Genomic DNA, 17029 nt, shown 5'->3' on the forward strand with positions numbered 1-17029 from the left:
GGGAATTGATGAAAGAAAAATTCCAATCGTTCGGAAAGGCAATGCTCGTTCCGATTACGCTCATTGCCATTTCCGGTCTCTTTTTGGGTATCGGTAGCGTTTTTACGACCGAACTGACCCTTGTGTCCCTTGGCGTTAATTGGGATTGGTATGCCGCTTCGCCGCTCTTTACGTTCTTCTCGGTATTTAAGGGTCTCGGCGAGGTAATCATTGGAAACCTCGGTGTTTTGTTTGCCGTCGGCTGCGCCTTCTCCTTGTCTCGCAAAGAGAAGGGCTGGGCTGCCTTTTCTGCCCTTGTTTGTTATCTCACCATGCTCAAGACGGTTGAGATTCTGCTTGGAGCAGCTGGCTTGGCTGCCGACAATACAACGGTGGAAGCTCTTCAGGCCGTCGGCCTTACGTCCATTCAGGCGAGTGAGCAGTCCGCACTCTACACTACCTCGCTCGGCTTTTTTGGCTACAGCTCTGGTGTCTTTGGCGGCATTATCGTGGGCTGCCTGGTCGCCTGGATCACCGGCCGTTTTTACAAGACCAAGCTTCCAACGGCGCTAGCGTTTTTTGCGGGTAGTCGAACGGTCCCCATTGTATCGCTGATCGCCGGTGGCATCCTGGGCGGCATCATGTACTTCGTCTGGCCCGTCATCGGTGGATGCTTTTCGGGTATTGCGACGTTCGTGAAAGGCTCCGGTCTGTTCGGTACGTTTGTCTATCGCTGGGTGCTCGAGAGCCTTGTGCCGTTTGGCTTGCATCCGCTGCTCGAGACGCCCATGTATTGGACTGAGCTTGGCGGCTCCATGGTCGTCGATGGAACGCGCGTGGTGGGCAATAGCGCCATTCAGCTTGCACAGCTCGCTTCTCCCAGCAGCGACAAGCTCTTGGTTAGGGCTTTCATGGCTGGCTATGGCATTAACGATTACGCATTGTTCCCGGGTATCGCTCTTGCTATGTGGTCTTGTGCCAAGCCCCAGAACCGTAAGAAGGTTGCCGGTCTTTTAATCCCCACAGTGATTTCGACTGTTTTCTTTGGCGTTACGGAGCCGATTCTCTTTACGTTCCTGTTTGCCGCCCCCTGGCTCTACTTTGGCGTTTATGCTCCGCTTTCTGGACTGGGTGAAGTTCTCTCGGAGGCAATGGGCGTTTCGGTGTACCAGGGAAATATCAAGGACCTGATCCCATTCTTATTCCGCCCCGAGAAGCTTAATCTGCTTCCGTACCTTATTCTGCTTCCCGCCTTTTTCCTGGCAGCTTTCTTCCTCTTCCGGTTCTTTATTACTAAGTTCGATATCAAGACGCCCGGTCGAGATGATGGTGACGATATTGAGTTGATCAACAGCAGAGCCGAGTTCGAGGCAAAGGCCGCTGAGGCAAAGGGCGAGTCTGGTAGCACTCCCAAGAAGGCAGTCCAGGGCCATGCGACCAAGGACAGCGCGCTTGCTGTTGGCATTGTCGAAGCGCTTGGTGGAGCCGACAACATTGATGATCTTGACAACTGCATCTCACGTCTTCGCGTGATTGTCAAGGATGGTTCTAAGGTTGCAGACGACGAGGTGTTCACCAAGAATCTTGAAGCTATGGGCGTTATCCGCCTGAGCGACAAGGCAATCCAGGTCATTTACGGTCCTCGTGTCGGCGAAGTCGCTTCTGAGGTGCACGACGTTCTCGGTGACGAGTAAAACGCGCAAGTGGTTTGCAATTGCATAGCGCAATTCCAGGGCTTGGCTTCCTATCGCATGATTTAGGGGGCCAAGCCTTCTTGTTTTAGATTGTCAAGGCAGATACTCAATAGTTCTTCGAATGCGAGAATACAACTTCCGGTAAAGCAGTTAGGCTTAACGTTCTTAAGGTCCATTGGGTGATCGTCGTGTATCGTAAAGATCGCGTCTGCCGTCTTGGCGAGCTCGCTGTCTTCGTTGCAGGTAAACGCGAGGGTCGTAATGCCCGCGTCGTGGCATGCCCTTGCGGTTTCCAGGATGGCTTCTGTCTGGCCCGATTTGGATATGAGCATCATGCAGCTGAGCGTATTTCGGTTGGATTCGACAAACTGATCGGTTTCTAGGAAGTCCTGTATGACGGCCAAAAAGCCAAGTCCAACGAGCTTGGTCGCCATGTACTGCGCAACGATGCGTGAGAAGCCCTCTCCGTTTACTCCGATCATTCTGTTGCGATGCAGGGCGGCGATGAATACGTCTACATCTCCGGTGTGGCATACGAAGTGGACGCTACTGTCTTTGAGTGATTGATTCATTTCGCGGGAGACATGATGAAGGTGCTTGAGATCGTACATCATTTCGCGGTAGCCACGGTAGCCGAGCTTTTTCGAAAGCCTGATGACTGTCGTCATGCTGGTAAAGCATGCCATAGCGACGGGTTTTATACCAATATCATCGAGGGTGTCGATATTGTTGAGCAGGTATTCGAGTACGCTTTGCTCGGTTTCGGATAGCTTTGCGGCTGAGTAGAGCTTGGAAATCTGCTTTTTATCAACCATCGGTGCCCCTTCCCGCCGGACGTGTGTGGCCGCTTCCGTTGCGTAAATAATAACTCCTTGGGGAATTCCTTTCCCGCCTTGCAGCCGGGGCGGGAAGCGGCCCTCCATGCTGGATACAATATCCAAACACAGGCGAACCATGCAATATTGAATGTGCTAATTGGGGGTTTCGATATGAAACTTACGGTCATAGGCGGCGGTGGCGTCCGCTCCATGTTTTTGGCAAAGAGCATAGCCCAGCAGGCGTCATCGCTTGGAATCGACGAACTTGTGTTTATGGACAATGATCCCGAGAAGCTGCGCATCTACGGTGGCCTTGCCGCCCATGTCTCGGGCATGCTTTGCCCCGCGCTTAATTTTTCACTGACGGGCGATGCAGTCGAGGCCGTTAAGGACGCCGATTACGTGATCACGACGATTCGCGTCGGAGGGGACCATATGCGCGTTCGCGATGAGCGCATTGCCCTTTCACATGGGGTTCTTGGCCAAGAGACGACTGGCGCAGCCGGCGTGTCTTTTGCCATGCGTTCCATCCCTGCGCTTGCTTCGTATTGCGAGTTGATCAAGAAGTACGCAAAGCCGGACGTCAAGGTGTTTAACTTTACTAATCCCGCTGGCGTCGTATCTCAGGCCCTACGTGATATGGGCTATGATTTTACATATGGCATTTGCGATGCCCCCTCGGGCATGTTGCATCAGTTTGCCGAGTATAAAGGCGTTGATCCTGCATCGGTTCAGGGCGAGTGCTATGGACTCAATCACCTCTCGTTCTTCCGCAATGTGACGGTTGACGGCGAGGACATCATGCCCGACTTGATCCACGACGACGGGGCATATGCTCATACAGATCTTAGGTTCTTCGAGAAGGACCTCGTCCTAAATCGCGAAAGCGTGCCAAATGAGTACTTATACTATTTCTACTATCGCGAGCGCGCCGTTGCCAACGTTCTCTCTTCGCCCCAGACGCGCGGCGAACTAATCGAAGAAATTAATCGAGAAATGACGAGCGAGCTTGCATCTATCGATATTGAGAACGACTTCGAAAAAGGCCTCGCGTGCTTTGAGAAGTGGTATGGAATGCGAGAAAACAACTACATGGCGGCCGAGACAGGTATTCATCGCGACAAGCCGTGGACGTTTGACGTGTACGGCAAAGATGCTGGCGGATACGCAGGTGTCGCGCTCCGTTTCATGGATATTGCCCGCTCTGGCAAGACGCAGCAGATGATCCTGTGCACCCCCAACAATGGCGCCATCCCCGGTCTTCTCGATACAGATGTCATTGAGTCAACGTGCGATATCTCCACCGATGGCTGCGTACCGCATCGCGTCGAAGCCGATTCTGTGCCCGCGGGAAACCTCGAATTGATTCGTCGCGTCAAGTACTACGAGCGCACCGTGGCGCGTGGCATCGTTAACCGATCGAAGCGCGACATTGTCGAGGGCCTCGCGATGCACCCGCTCGTTAATTCGTACTCCTTGGCGAAAGATATCGCCGCGCAGTACTTTGAGCTTAACCGCGACTACATCGACGGCTGGACAGACTAGTCTGGACGTTAAAACTAGAAATTTTGGATGGGCGGACCGGCGTTTATATTGGCGCCCGTTCGCCCTGCCTAGTAAGAAAACGGGTATAGAGTGAACTTGCGAGAGAACTTCAATGTCTTTCTGGAATCGGGCGATCGGGCGAAGGGATGCCGGAGTGGCTGCACGATGGCGTTATATATCCCCTTGTTTGTTATGAGCGCGCTTCAACTTGGTGTATCAAACGTTGCAACTGAGCTCGCCTATATCAATCCGTCCATTACGCTTATTTGCACTGTGGTCGCAGCCTTTTTAAACCTGCTTCTATCGAATGTGGCTTTTTCGTTTTTTGCCGTCGACCGGTCCAAAGAGACGCTGCAACCGGCTCGAACCCCTTCGGTTTACCTCTTAGCCTCGACGGTTCCCCTCCAGATTTCTGGGGCGCTGCTAATTTATTTGGTTCACTTGATTTTATCGGCAATTGTAGTCTTTGCCTCGCTTGCGAGCAGTCAGCTCGGGGTGTTGTGCTCGCTGGTGGTGGCAGTAATCGTGACGCTTCTTTCCGCGTCGTTCGTATTCGTGTTAATTGAAGATGCGGACGTGGGGCAGAGGGGGCTACGAGGCATTCGGTTTGCACCACGCTACGTCATGCGTTCGATCACGGCACTTCGTTCCTCCTGCAGAGAAATCGCGCGTCCCGCAATGCTGCTGGTGACATGGAATCTGGTTGCAAGTTGCGCTATCCCTGTTCTTGTCGGATGGGTAGTTTCGAGTGCGGCGCTGCCGTCGGCACTTTCAGTGACGTCGCTTGTACATGAGGGACTTTATTATGGGGCGTTTGCTTATATGCTGCTTTTGCTAGTTCATTGTGCGGTTGCGAGTTGGCTCGAAATTGACGTGCTCATGGGGGTGTCCTTGTGCGTATCCGAGCAGGCGCGATAGCCCGAAGATGAAGCCGCGTTTTCGACATTGAGTTCCTGCACACCTTACTTTCTAGGCGGAATTGGCGCGCCGTCTGTTAACGATCGTTTTCCAAGAATTCTTTTATTGCGCATTTATAGACTTCTCATTGCTATAATCGCCCACCGCCCAAGACAATCGGAGAGGTTTCCTACATGACTCAGGCAAGACAAGATGGCATCTCGCTCAAGCAGTGGCTCCCGCTTATCGGGCTCGCCTGCTGCGCGTTCGTGTTCAACACATCGGAGTTCATGCCCATCGGCCTTCTGACTGATATTGCCGTATCGTTCTCGCTCACCGAGGCCCAGGCAGGCATCATGATTTCGGTCTACGCCTGGGGCGTCATGCTGCTGTCGCTGCCGCTTATGGTGTTTGCCTCGCGCTTTGAGTTCAAGCGTATGCTGCTCGGCGTGCTCGCCGTGTTCTCTCTGGGTCAGTTCCTGTCCGCCGTGGCGCCCACCTATCCTATTTTAGTCTGCGCACGCCTGGTGGTCGCTTGCGCACATGCCGTGTTCTGGTCGGTCGCCTCGATTATGGCCTCGCGCCTGGTCGACGCCCGTCACGGGGCGCTCGCCATCAGCATGATCGCCACGGGCTCGTCCATCGCACAGATCTTTGGCCTGCCGATCGGCCGCGCCATCGGCCTGGCCGTGGGCTGGCGCATGACGTTTGCCGTGGTCGGGGCCTTTTCTGCCGCCGCGGTGGTGTACCAGGCCGCGGTGTTCCCGGCCATGCCGGCGGGTGAGCGGTTTGCGGTTAAACAGCTGCCCGAGCTGCTCAAGAACCCGTTCCTCATCGCGCTCTACGCGGTCACGGTTTTTATGGCGACCGGCTATTACACAGGCTACAGCTATATCGAGCCCTTCCTGGCGCAGGTCGCGCACGTCGACGCGGGCGCCATTACCATGACGCTGACGGCGTTTGGCTGCTCCGGTCTGGTGGGCAGCTGGCTGTTTGGTCGCCTGTTCGACGGGCACCGCTTCCCGTTTTTGGCTATTACGCTCTCCGGCGTGCCAGCGGCCCTGCTACTCATAGGTTCGGCCGCATCGTCGCTCGCAGCAGTGCTTGCCGTCTGCGTGCTGTGGGGCTGCTGCGCCACGGCCTTTAACGTGGCATTTCAGGCCGAGCTTATCAAGTACACGCCCGCGGATTCGTCGGCTGTCGCCATGTCGATCTTCTCGGGCCTGTTTAATCTGGGTATTGGCACGGGCACCGCGATCGGCGGCGCCGTGGTTTCGGGCCCCGGTATCGCCTGGATCGGCTCCGTGGGCGGGGCGATTGCCGTCGTGGGCGTCATCCTCGCCATCACGGTGATGTTCCCGGCTATCCGCCGCGCCAAGCCCGTCGCCTAATCACGTTTCCTCATCAGTTGCGGTGGAATAGTTCCTGTTTAAGGCCTCTAAAGGCCCAAGCAGGAACTATTCCACCGCAACTTATTTTGGGGAAGAGGATGCAAGCCGGGCATACAATGGATGTCGTTGTGTTGAGCTTACCGGGAGGCTGTTATGTGGGCATACGAGACGACGTTCTATCAAATCTATCCGCTGGGCTTTTGTGGAGCTCCGCGCGAAAACGCCGCGCCCGTTGCCGAGGATGAGCTTGCCCAGGCTGCCAACGATGCGCCCAACCCCGATGCCCCCATCATGAAAATCGCCCAATGGGCCGACTACCTGCAAAAACTCGGTATTGGCGCTGTGCTCATCAACCCACCGCTCGAGTCCGATAGCCATGGCTACGACACGCGCAGCCTGCGCCACATCGACCGTCGCCTGGGTGGGGATGCCGACTTTGCCGCCGTGTGCGAGACGCTGCATGCCCACGGCATCCGTGTGGTGCTCGACGCCGTCTTCAACCACGTCGGTCGCGGCTTTTGGGCCTTCCGCGATGTGCAGGAGCGCAAGTGGGACTCGCCCTACAAGGACTGGTTCCACATCAGCTTTGACGGCGACTCGTGCTACGGCGACGGCTTTTGGTACGAGGGCTGGGAAGGCCATTTTGAGCTCGTGAAGCTTAACCTGCAAAACCCCGCCGTGGTCGATTACCTGCTCGAGTCCGTGCGCCGTTGGGCCGAGGTCTTTGGCGTCGACGGTCTGCGCCTGGACGTCGCCTATATGCTCGACCGCGACTTTATGCGCCGCCTGCACGCCTTTGCCCGTGAGCTCAAGCCCGACTTTGTGCTGATCGGCGAGACGCTCCACGGCGACTACAACCAGATCGTCAACGACGAGATGCTCGACTCCTGCACCAACTACGAGTGTTACAAGGGACTGTACTCCAGCTTTAACTCGATCAACATGTTCGAGATCGCCCACTCGCTGCACCGTCAGTTTGGCGGCGACCCGTGGTGCATCTACCGCGGCAAGCACCTGCTGTCGTTTGTCGACAACCACGACGTACCGCGCCTGGCGAGCATCCTCACCGACAAGTCCTGTCTGCGTCCCGCCTATGGCATGCTCTTTGGTATGCCGGGCATCCCGTGCATCTACTATGGCAGCGAGTGGGGAATTGCTGGCGAAAAGGGCGGCCCCGATGGCGACTGGGCGCTGCGCCCTGCGCTCGATGAGCCTGCGCCCAACGAGCTGACGGCCTTCATCACACAGCTTGCGCACCTGCGCTCGGCCGATGACGCGGCGGCACGCGCTCTCAGCTACGGTGCGTATCGCAACGTGATGATTCAGAACAAGCAGCTGCTGTTCGAGCGCGCCTGCGACGACGCGACGGTGCTCGTGGCGGTCAATGCCGTGAACGAGCCTTATACCTTTGGAGCCGGCGAACTCAACGGCTCCTTCGTCGACCTACTTGCCGACGATGCACCCACGGTCGAGCTGACGGGCTCCCTTGAACTTGCGCCCTACGAGGTGCGCTATCTGTTGAGGGCCTAGGTCATGGCGGCGTCAGACGAGGGCTATCAACATATTGAGCATGGGTTTGAGCCCGTGTTTGACCAGCACTCGCGCGTTTTGGTGCTGGGATCGTTTCCCTCGGTGCTTTCGCGCACCAATGCCTTTTATTACGGCAACCCTCAGAATCGCTTTTGGCGCGTGATGGCCGCATGCCTTGGTGTGCCTGTACCACCCAACGAGGGCGACCCTTTGGTGGGCGGCGAGCCCGCGACGCTCGACGCCTCTATTGCCGCCAAGCGATCCATGCTGCTGAACGGTGGCGTGGCCCTGTGGGATGTGATCGAGAGCTGCGACATTAAGGGGTCGAGCGACGCGAGCATCAAAAACGCTGTGCCGGCATATATCGAACGCATCACTGGAGCTGCGCCCATCGAGCGGGTGGTATGCAACGGAGGTACGGCGGGGCGCCTCTATAAGCGCTATCTACAGGAGCGGACGGGTCTGTCCGCTGTCGTATTGCCGTCAACTAGTCCCGCTAACGCGGCCTGGCGCCTGGAGCGGCTTATCGAGCGCTGGCGCGAGGCAGTTGACTGGACCACACGGTAATCTAGATCCTTTATTGAGCATGGGCGCCGAGGCGTTTGATGATGGCATGCCAGATTGGTGCGGGCACGGCGGGCTTGACGCGCACCATGCCGTCGACATCGACGCTATCGGCCTCGCCGCCGCCAAGCAGCTGCGCATGCTCTATGGAGCAGCCCATGCGCACGGCGCCTACAAGCTTATCCATCGCTTCGGAAAATGGCCGGCGTAAGAGGCCCATACGCGGGGAGTGGCGAAGCGCCGCAATACCGCTGCCGGCGCAGATGACAACGCCACCGCACCATGGCAGGTCGCGTAGAATACATGCCCGGTACAGGTGGTCGAGGACTTCGTCCGCCTGCTTGTTGTTTTTTGACAGGGCCTGGACGACGACATAGACGCGTGTCTCTGTATCCCCGAAGCGATCGAGTATCTGCTCGACAGCGATCATCGCCTCATCATCAAATGCATCATCAACAGCGAACACCATGCCATCGACTACACCGGCATCATCCGCCTCCAAATCGACCGGACGGGGGAGCGCGGTGCCGGAAAGCTGAGCATAGGCGGCGATGGCATCCTGCAGGTCCCAAAGCAAAAACTCAAGATCGGCGCTCTCGGGAATACTGATATATGCAATGGTTTGCAGCGTTTTTGGTACATCGCCGCGCGCGGTCGTCTCCATGCCATCTCCTTTCCGGTTGGTTTCCGTTTAGGTTACACCGTCTGGTGGCGCGCGGGCGCGCTATCCTAGTGCAACCCTTACGAAAGGAATGCCATGCGACTGCCCATGAACACCTCGCTTGCCACGCTCAAGCCCTCCGGCATTCGCCGGATCAACGCGCTCGCCGCCCAGCACCCGGGGTGCATCGCGCTTGCGCTTGGCGAGCCCGATTTTCCCACGCCCGATGTGATTGGCGCCGAGGTGACCGCCGCGCTGGGCCGCGGTGACACGCACTATCCGCCCAACAACGGCCGTCCCGCCCTGCGCGAGGCGCTGTCTACCTACATGGGAGACGCGGGCCTTACGTTTTCGGCCGACGAGGTCATCCTGACCGACGGCGCGACCGAGGCCCTGTCGGCAACATTTATGGCCATGCTCAACCCCGGCGACGAGGTTATTATCCCCACGCCGGCCTTTGGCCTGTACGAGAGCATCGTCGTGGCCAACCACGCCAAAGCGGTCTTTTTGGATACGGAGCCCGCGCAATTTCAGATTGACGAGGAAGCGCTTCGCGCCTGCGTGACGCCGGCGACTAAGGCCATCGTCATCTGCACGCCCAACAATCCTACGGGCTGTATCCTCGACGCGGCATCGCTCGACGCCGTGGCACACGTGGCAGAGCAAGCGGGCATCTACGTAATCTGCGACGACGTATATAACCGCCTGGTCTATGTGGATGGCTATGAGCGCTTTGCCCAGCGCCACCCGGAGCTACGCGAGCAAACGGTGGTCATCGAGAGCTTCTCCAAGCCATGGGCTATGACCGGCTGGCGCTTGGGCTGGCTCGCAGCTGCAGCCCCCGTCATCGCCGAGATCGCAAAGGCCCACCAATACTTAGTATCGAGCGCCGTCTCCTTTGAGATGGACGCCGCAGCCCGAGCCCTGACCGTCGACCCAACCCCTATGCTCAAAGTCTACCGAGCTCGCCGCGAACGCGTGCTCGCAGCCTTAGACACCATGGGCCTCGACGTAGTGGAACCAGCCGGCGCCTTCTACGCTTTCCCCAGCATCAAACAATTCGGCCTAACAAGCGAAGACTTCTGCATCAAAGCCATCAAAGAAGCCAACGTAGCCCTAGTCCCCGGAGACTGCTTCGGCACCGAAGGCCACGTCCGCTTAAGCTACTGCGTCTCCGACCAAGATCTGGACGAAGGCCTCCGCCGCCTGTCCACCTTCATTTCGACTTTGTAGTCCTCAGGGATGCAACACATCAGCCCACCGACATAAGGATTGTGAGTGGGGCGCGTCGGCCAACGGCAACCCTGGCCGCCCCAAAGTCAACACAGGTCGCGCCGCCAAAGGCCAGGCGCAAGCTTTTCGTAGATTCCGCACGAGCCGAAGAGCACTAAATGTGCTCTTCGTGCGAGCCCAGGACCTGACCGAGCGAAAAGCTTGCGCCTGGCCTTTGGCGGCACGACCGAGATGGTGGAATTGTGTGCAGCCAGGGTTGCCGTTGACCGAAGCCGGGGTCCCCGCCATAATACTTTCGGTTCACGCACGAATCCGCTGCCAGAGACAGCCGGTGCAAACGGGCATTGCCCGCGAGCTCAATGGGATATCCCGCCAGCCGAGGTGGTCGAGTAGATATGTCTTCTCGCCCCCGTCGCTCATGCAGCGCGGGGGCTTTCTTTTTGGACATGCCCCCGTCACGTCCTTGTGGCGGACCGTGCCCGGAAAGAATTCGAGGAGGTGTAATTCATGCCCCAGCAGTACAAAATCGACAAGGTTGCAGAGATCGAGTCCCGTATCGCCGAGAATGCCGGTCTGTTCGTCGTCAACTACAACGGTCTGACGGTTAAGCAGGCTCAGGAGCTGCGTCATCAGCTTCGCGAGTGCGGCGCCGAGATGAAGGTCTACAAGAACAACCTGGTCAAGATCGCTCTCAAGAACCAGGAGCAGCCCGAGCTCGACGAGATCCTCGCCGGCCCCGTCGCTTATGTGTTCTACGAGACCGAGCCGGTCGAGGCCGCTAAGACCCTTAAGGACTTCTCCGCTAAGTCCAAGGGCGTCCTTGAGATCAAGGGCGGTATCTCCGACGGCAAGGCCGTTTCCGCTGATGATGTTAAGGCTATCGCCGAGCTGCCCACCAAGGACCAGCTTCTCGGCCAGATCGCCGGTCTCATCTCCGGTTTCGCTCGCGACATCGCTGTCTGCGTCAACGGCGTTTCCTCTGGTCTCGCTCGTTCGATCCAGCAGGTCTCCGAGCAGAAGGCAGCCTAGTCGCTGTTTTCACCCGCGGCGGCAACGCCGCACCCCTGGCGCATTCGCGCCGTGTTTTAACTGATCTCCGTGCACAGACACGGAAACCGAAAGGACTTAGAAATGGCTAAGCTTACCACCGATGAGATCATCGATGCTCTTAAGGAAATGACCCTTCTCGAGGCTTCCGAGCTCGTTAAGGCTATCGAGGACACCTTCGGCGTTTCCGCCGCTGCTCCTGCCGCTGTTGTCGCCGCTCCCGCTGCTGGCGCTGCTGAGGCCGAGGAGAAGACCGAGTTTGACGTCGTGCTCGAGGGCTTCGGCGACAACAAGATCCAGGTCATCAAGGCCGTCCGTGAGCTCACCAACCTTGGCCTGAAGGAGGCCAAGGAGGTCGTCGAGAGCGCTCCCAAGGCTGTTCTCGAGGGCGCCAAGAAGGAGGACGCCGAGGCTGCCAAGGAGAAGCTCGAGGCCGCTGGCGCTGCTGTCACCCTCAAGTAATCAGGCTTTCTCGCCAGATTTCTTTGCAGACGGGGTTCGCATTGCGAGCCCCGTCTTTTTTGTTTTGGCCCCTCATTCCCATTGCTCGGCACGCAGAACACTGCTGTCTTCGCCGTGCCAATCCCGTTACCGCTGGGGCATAAAATTGCACCATTCGAGCAATAATTTGCGTTGACCTGCTGAAGAATTGCGTTTGCCTTACGGCGACGTATGTCTCCGGCGGTAAGATACTTCGGTATCGCAATTTGGTCTGCGGCCGCCGTGCCGCACGCTTGGGGCGCTTTGCGCCTGCGAAAGGATCCTTGAATAATATGAAGGCAATCATCCCCGCCGCCGGTCTAGGCACGCGTTTTCTGCCTGGCACTAAGTGCACGCCCAAAGAGATGCTGCCGGTGCTCGACAAGCCGGTCATTCAGTATGTCGTTGAGGAGGCACTCGACCCCGAGGAGGTCGACGACGCCATCATCGTTACCTCTCCCGGTAAGCCCGAGCTGCTGAGCTACTTCCAGCCCGACCGTTCGCTCGAGAACCTGCTGCGCGAGCGCGGCAAGAACGCCTATGCCGATGCCGTCGCCCACGCTGGCGGTATGCCGGTCGACTTCCGCTATCAGTACGAGCCCAAGGGTCTCGGCCATGCCATTCGCTCGGCGGCCGATGCTGTGGCGGGGGAGAACTTCCTGGTTCTTCTGGGCGACTATGTTGTGCCCAACCATGACATTTGCGACAAGATGCTTGCCGTCTCCAAGGAGCATGGCGGCGCTTCGGTTATCGCTGTTGCCGCGTGTGCTCCCGAGGAGGTCAGCCGCTATGGCGTTATCGCCGGCGAGCGCGTGGGCTCCCTCGAGGGCGCTGAGGGCGTTGGCGATGCCGAGCCTGGCGCCGTGTGGCGCATCGGCGGCTTGGTGGAGAAGCCTGCTCCCGAGGCTGCGCCTTCTAACCTTTACATCGTCGGACGCTATCTGCTGAGCCCGCTGGTCATGGAGCTGCTTGCCGACCAGCAGGCCGGCAAGGGCGGCGAGATTCAGCTCACTGACGCCATGGCCCGCTCGCTCGACCGCGAGGCTATGTACGCCGTCGTCATCGATCCTCTGTCGGGCTACGACACCGGTACCCCGTCTGGCTGGATGGCCACCAACGCCCTCATGGCTGCAAGCGATCCTCGCTTTGCCGGCGCCTTCTGGGACGCCATCGACGAGCGCGGCGGCTTGATGCGCAAGTAAACAGCGCTTACGGGTGCGGACTTCGGTCTGCACCCGTTTTTTTGCGAACTGCCGCTTAGCTCCGGAAAGTGCGACCCACAATTTGGTTGAATTCTGGGATGCGCTTTCCGGCTGAGGACCCTAGCGGAAAGCGCATCCTAGAATATCGGCTCAGGACGGGATACAGTTTCCCAAACAGGGCTCAATCGGAAACTACGACCCAGTTTGAGGCCTCAAAACGGGACGCAGTTTCCGCCCGATCAGCCTTCGCCGCCATTCCGCCATTCAGCGACGCGCATCAGCAACTCTGTTCACAGAAAATATATGAACATATGTTCGATATACGCACATCTACCTGCGTATTTTCTGTCGAAAAACTTTGCTACTCCAAAAACACAATCGCGTCAAGGCTTTTCTTGCCCAACGGTCGGTACCTGATAAACTATTAGGTTGCGATAACTGGCGAAGCTATGCCTCGCCAACCCACCGAGCATTTCCGTGAAGGAGGAAAAACCTGGTGACCTACGCATACACTGCCACTGAGCGCAAGCGCGTCAGCTTCGGGAAAATCCCGGAGGCCATGGAGCTCCCCAACCTTATCTCTGTTCAAAGGGAATCCTTTGAGCGTTTTAAGGACGAGGGCCTTCGTGAGGCGTTTAAGGAATCCAGCCCCATCCAGAGCCAGAACCATGTTCTCGAGGTTACTTTCGGCGAGCATCAGTTTGGCGACCCCGCGCATACCGTCGAGGAGTGCCGCGAGAAGGATATGACCTATCAGGCTCCGCTTCTGACCGACGTCCGTCTCACCAACAAGGAGACCGGCGAGATCAAGGAGCAGCTCGTCTTTATGGGCGACTTCCCCATGATGACCGATCAGGGCACCTTCATCATCAACGGTACCGAGCGTATCGTCGTCTCGCAGCTCGTCCGTTCCCCGGGCGTGTACTTCAGCTCCGAGATGGATTCGGGCAAGCAGATCTACAAGGCTCAGATCATCCCGTCCCGCGGTGCCTGGCTTGAGTTTGAGGTCGATAAGCGCGACCAGCTCATGGTCTCCATCGACCGTAAGCGCAAGCAGAGCGCCACGATGTTCCTGCGCGCCCTTGGCATCGCCGTCACCAACGACGACATCATCGAGCTGCTCGGCAACTCCGATGTGATCAAGCGCACCCTCGAGCGCGATACCGCCCTTACCCGCGAGGATGCTCTTATCGAGATCTACCGTCGCCTGCGCCCGGGCGAGCCTCCCACCGTGGATGCTTCCCGCAGCCTGCTCGAGGGCCTGCTCTTCAACCCGCAGCGCTACGACCTGGCCCGCGTCGGTCGCTACAAGGTCAACAAGAAGCTCAACCTCACCACCGAGGAAGAGGTCACGGTGCTCACCGACGAGGATATCGTCGCTACGCTGCGCTACCTTCTGTCCCTCGCTGCCGGCGAGCAGGGCTTCAAGGTTGACGACATCGACCACTTTGGCAACCGCCGTATCCGCACCGTCGGCGAGCTCGTCGCCAACCAGTTCCGTATCGGCATGAGCCGTATGGAGCGCGTCGTCCGTGAGCGCATGAGCTCCCAGGACATCGACGAGATTACCCCGCAGTCGCTCATCAACATCCGCCCGATCGTGGCCTCCATCAAGGAGTTCTTCGGTTCCTCGCAGCTCTCGCAGTTCATGGACCAGGCGAACCCTCTGACCGGTCTGACCCACAAGCGCCGTCTGTCCGCACTCGGCCCTGGCGGTCTTGCCGGCCACAAGTCGGGCTCCAGCCGCCGCACCAACGTGCCGACGGCCGTCCGCGACGTTCACAACTCGCACTACAGCCGTATGTGCCCGATCGAGACCCCCGAAGGCCCCAACATCGGCCTGATCGGCTCGCTTGCCCTCTACGCCCGCGTCAACGAGTATGGCTTCATCGAGGCCCCGTTCCGCCGCGTCGAGAACGGCGTTGCCACCGACCAGATCGACTGGATGACCGCTGACGAGGAAGAGAAGCACGTTATCGCGCCGGCCAACACGCCGCTCGATCCCAAGACCAACGAGTTCATCACGACCGATGCCGAGGGCAAGATCGTCCGTCCGCATTCCGTGATCGCCCGTACCCGCGACTTCGACGGCTCCTTCGGCGCTCCCGCCGACGTGCCTGTCGAGGACGTCGACTACATGGACGTCTCGCCGCGCCAGATGCTCTCCGTCGCAGCCACGCTGATCCCGTTCCTCGAGCACGACGACGCTAAGCGTACGCTCATGGGCGCCAACATGCAGCGTCAGGCCGTGCCGCTGGTTCACCCCGCCGCTCCCTATGTCGGTACCGGCATGGAGCGTCGCGCCGCCCTGGACTCTGGCGAGGTCACCCTGGCCAAGAACGCCGGCGAGGTCATCTTTGCCGACGCCTCCAAGATTATCGTCAAGCATGCCGGCGGCATGGACGAGTATCACCTGGCCAAGTACCAGCGCTCCAACCAGTCCACCTGCATCAACCACCGCCCGCTCGTGCGCGTCGGCGACACCGTTGAGCAGGGTGAGCCTCTGGCCGACGGTCCTTCGACCGATCACGGCGAGCTCGCACTGGGCCAGAACCTCACCGTGGCCTACATGCCGTGGGAAGGCTTCAACTACGAGGACGGTATCGTCGTGTCCGAGCGCCTGGTGGCCGAGGACCTGCTGACGACCATCAACATCACCCGTCACGAGATCGACGCCCGCGATACCAAGCTCGGCCCCGAGGAGATCACTCGCGAGATCCCGAACCTCTCCGAGGACATGCTTGCCAACCTCGACGAGGACGGCATCATCCGCATCGGCGCTGAGGTCGGCCCTGGCGACATCCTGGTCGGCAAGGTTACCCCTAAGGGCGAGAGCGCTCTGACTGCCGAGGAGCGCCTGCTGCGCGCCATCTTCGGTGCCAAGGCTCACGACGTTCGCGACACTTCCCTTAAGATGCCTCACGGCGCTTACGGCCGCGTCATCGACGTCGTCCGCTTTAGCCGCGAGAACGGCGACGACCTGGCCCCCGGCGTCAACGAGCAGGTGCGCGTCTACGTCGCCCAGCGTCGTAAGATCCAGCAGGGCGATAAGATTGCCGGCCGCCACGGCAACAAGGGTGTTATCTGTAACGTTCTGCCGGTCGAGGACATGCCCTACATGGCTGACGGTACCCCGATCGACGTTATCCTCAACCCGCTGGGCGTTCCTTCGCGTATGAACGTCGGCCAGCTGCTCGAGTGCCACCTTGGCTGGGCTGCTGCCTGCGGTTGGGATACCGAGGATGCCGATTCCGACAAGTACGTCCCCGGTCCGTTCTTTACCGCGACGCCCGTCTTCGACGGCGCCAAGGAGGACGAGATCGCCGAGGTCATCCGTCGTGCCAACAAGAATATGCTCAACAAGGCCACCGCTGCCTTTGGCGATCACATGCGCCCCGAGTTTGTCACCCAGCTTGACGAGCGCGGAAAGACCCGCCTGTTTGACGGCCGCACCGGCGAGGAGTTCCGCGAGCCCATTACCGTGGGCACGTCCTACATCCTCAAGCTTGGTCACATGGTCGACGACAAGATCCACGCCCGTTCGACTGGCCCTTACAGCCTGGTTACTCAGCAGCCGCTGGGTGGCAAGGCCCAGTTCGGCGGCCAGCGCTTCGGCGAGATGGAAGTTTGGGCACTGTACGCATACGGTGCTTCCAACGTCCTGCAGGAGATCCTGACCGTCAAGTCCGACGATACCGTGGGCCGCGTCAAGACCTACGAGTCCATCGTCAAGGGCGAGAACGTCCCGGTTCCGGGTATCCCCGAGTCCTTCAAGGTTCTCGTCAAGGAGATCCGTTCCCTCGCACTGGATATCGAGCCCATGCACGATGCCGACGAGGACGCCTCCGCCCCCGTGACCGCCGAGGAGACCTCTGCCCTCGATGACCTGGCTGCGCTCGCCGGCGTTGACCCCGACGTCGAGGCCCAGGATGCCGAGACCGCCGAGGCACCCGAGGCTGTCGCCGCCACGACCACTGATAAGGAGTAG

General features: G+C 58.9%; 13 protein-coding genes. 11 read left to right on the forward strand and 2 right to left on the reverse strand.

The features are described from left to right. The first annotated feature begins 8 nt into the window (after positions 1 to 8). Positions 9 to 1673 (forward strand): PTS transporter subunit EIIC, encoded by a 1665-nt coding sequence (locus ACTNBY_RS03165; protein ID WP_427727089.1) that lies wholly within the window; start codon positions 9 to 11, stop codon positions 1671 to 1673. A gap of 62 nt (positions 1674 to 1735) precedes the next feature. Here ACTNBY_RS03165 and ACTNBY_RS03170 read toward each other — a convergent pair whose 3' ends face one another. After that, complete coding sequence (locus tag ACTNBY_RS03170; RefSeq protein ID WP_441063318.1) at positions 1736 to 2488, reverse strand: MurR/RpiR family transcriptional regulator; 753 nt, start codon at positions 2486 to 2488, stop codon at positions 1736 to 1738. A gap of 174 nt (positions 2489 to 2662) precedes the next feature. On the opposite strand from ACTNBY_RS03170, the gene ACTNBY_RS03175 reads away from it, so the two are divergent. The 5 genes from ACTNBY_RS03175 (at position 2663) to ACTNBY_RS03195 (ending at position 8421) form a co-directional block, all read left to right on the forward strand. Next, positions 2663 to 4036, forward strand: coding sequence for a family 4 glycosyl hydrolase (locus ACTNBY_RS03175; RefSeq protein WP_441063319.1), 1374 nt, complete (start codon positions 2663 to 2665; stop codon positions 4034 to 4036). A gap of 165 nt (positions 4037 to 4201) precedes the next feature. Continuing rightward, on the forward strand, positions 4202 to 4954 hold the full coding sequence (locus ACTNBY_RS03180; protein WP_441063321.1) for a hypothetical protein: 753 nt from the start codon (positions 4202 to 4204) through the stop codon (positions 4952 to 4954). 173 nt (positions 4955 to 5127) lie between these two features. After that, positions 5128 to 6324, forward strand: coding sequence for an MFS transporter (locus ACTNBY_RS03185; RefSeq protein ID WP_441063322.1), 1197 nt, complete (start codon positions 5128 to 5130; stop codon positions 6322 to 6324). Between the two features lie 153 nt (positions 6325 to 6477). Continuing rightward, a complete protein-coding gene (locus ACTNBY_RS03190; protein ID WP_441063324.1) occupies positions 6478 to 7854 on the forward strand; it encodes an alpha-amylase family glycosyl hydrolase in 1377 nt (458 codons plus the stop codon). Between the two features lie 3 nt (positions 7855 to 7857). Then, positions 7858 to 8421, forward strand: a complete 564-nt coding sequence (locus ACTNBY_RS03195; protein ID WP_441063326.1) for a uracil-DNA glycosylase family protein — start codon at positions 7858 to 7860, stop codon at positions 8419 to 8421. Positions 8422 to 8431: 10 nt separating this feature from the next. On the opposite strand, the gene ACTNBY_RS03200 is transcribed toward ACTNBY_RS03195, so the two are convergent. Then, complete coding sequence (locus ACTNBY_RS03200) at positions 8432 to 9082, reverse strand: hypothetical protein (protein WP_441063328.1); 651 nt, start codon at positions 9080 to 9082, stop codon at positions 8432 to 8434. 93 nt (positions 9083 to 9175) lie between these two features. Here ACTNBY_RS03200 and ACTNBY_RS03205 point away from each other — a divergent pair, with 93 nt between their 5' ends. From ACTNBY_RS03205 to rpoB, 5 genes are all read left to right on the forward strand, one after another. After that, positions 9176 to 10312: a pyridoxal phosphate-dependent aminotransferase gene (locus tag ACTNBY_RS03205; RefSeq protein WP_441063329.1), complete on the forward strand. Its 1137-nt coding sequence runs from the start codon at positions 9176 to 9178 to the stop codon at positions 10310 to 10312. Between the two features lie 507 nt (positions 10313 to 10819). Continuing rightward, positions 10820 to 11341, forward strand: coding sequence for a 50S ribosomal protein L10 (gene rplJ / locus ACTNBY_RS03210; RefSeq protein WP_117646079.1), 522 nt, complete (start codon positions 10820 to 10822; stop codon positions 11339 to 11341). Positions 11342 to 11443: 102 nt separating this feature from the next. Further along, complete coding sequence (gene rplL / locus ACTNBY_RS03215; protein ID WP_154514707.1) at positions 11444 to 11821, forward strand: 50S ribosomal protein L7/L12; 378 nt, start codon at positions 11444 to 11446, stop codon at positions 11819 to 11821. A 311-nt stretch (positions 11822 to 12132) separates the two neighbouring features. Then, positions 12133 to 13041, forward strand: a complete 909-nt coding sequence (locus tag ACTNBY_RS03220) for a UTP--glucose-1-phosphate uridylyltransferase (RefSeq protein ID WP_441063331.1) — start codon at positions 12133 to 12135, stop codon at positions 13039 to 13041. A 559-nt stretch (positions 13042 to 13600) separates the two neighbouring features. After that, the gene (gene rpoB, locus ACTNBY_RS03225) at positions 13601 to 17029 is read left to right on the forward strand and encodes a DNA-directed RNA polymerase subunit beta (protein WP_441063382.1); all 3429 of its coding nucleotides are present in this window, start codon (positions 13601 to 13603) and stop codon (positions 17027 to 17029) included.

Source organism: Collinsella sp. HCP28S3_E12, assembly GCF_052065595.1.
Classification (GTDB): Bacteria; Actinomycetota; Coriobacteriia; order Coriobacteriales; family Coriobacteriaceae; genus Collinsella.

Bases quoted from the DNA above. Each gene is read 5' to 3' on its own strand.
- ACTNBY_RS03220 (WP_441063331.1), top strand. From the start codon at position 12,133: ATGAAGGCAATCATCCCCGCCGCCGGTCTAGGCACGCGTTTTCTGCCT.
- ACTNBY_RS03175 (WP_441063319.1), top strand. From the start codon at position 2,663: ATGAAACTTACGGTCATAGGCGGCGGTGGCGTCCGCTCCATGTTTTTG.
- ACTNBY_RS03190 (WP_441063324.1), top strand. From the start codon at position 6,478: ATGTGGGCATACGAGACGACGTTCTATCAAATCTATCCGCTGGGCTTT.
- ACTNBY_RS03195 (WP_441063326.1), top strand. From the start codon at position 7,858: ATGGCGGCGTCAGACGAGGGCTATCAACATATTGAGCATGGGTTTGAG.
- rplJ (WP_117646079.1), top strand. From the start codon at position 10,820: ATGCCCCAGCAGTACAAAATCGACAAGGTTGCAGAGATCGAGTCCCGT.
- rpoB (WP_441063382.1), top strand. From the start codon at position 13,601: ATGGAGCTCCCCAACCTTATCTCTGTTCAAAGGGAATCCTTTGAGCGT.
- ACTNBY_RS03180 (WP_441063321.1), top strand. From the start codon at position 4,202: ATGGCGTTATATATCCCCTTGTTTGTTATGAGCGCGCTTCAACTTGGT.
- ACTNBY_RS03200 (WP_441063328.1), bottom strand. From the start codon at position 9,082: ATGGAGACGACCGCGCGCGGCGATGTACCAAAAACGCTGCAAACCATT.
- ACTNBY_RS03170 (WP_441063318.1), bottom strand. From the start codon at position 2,488: ATGGTTGATAAAAAGCAGATTTCCAAGCTCTACTCAGCCGCAAAGCTA.
- ACTNBY_RS03185 (WP_441063322.1), top strand. From the start codon at position 5,128: ATGACTCAGGCAAGACAAGATGGCATCTCGCTCAAGCAGTGGCTCCCG.
- ACTNBY_RS03165 (WP_427727089.1), top strand. From the start codon at position 9: ATGAAAGAAAAATTCCAATCGTTCGGAAAGGCAATGCTCGTTCCGATT.
- ACTNBY_RS03205 (WP_441063329.1), top strand. From the start codon at position 9,176: ATGCGACTGCCCATGAACACCTCGCTTGCCACGCTCAAGCCCTCCGGC.
- rplL (WP_154514707.1), top strand. From the start codon at position 11,444: ATGGCTAAGCTTACCACCGATGAGATCATCGATGCTCTTAAGGAAATG.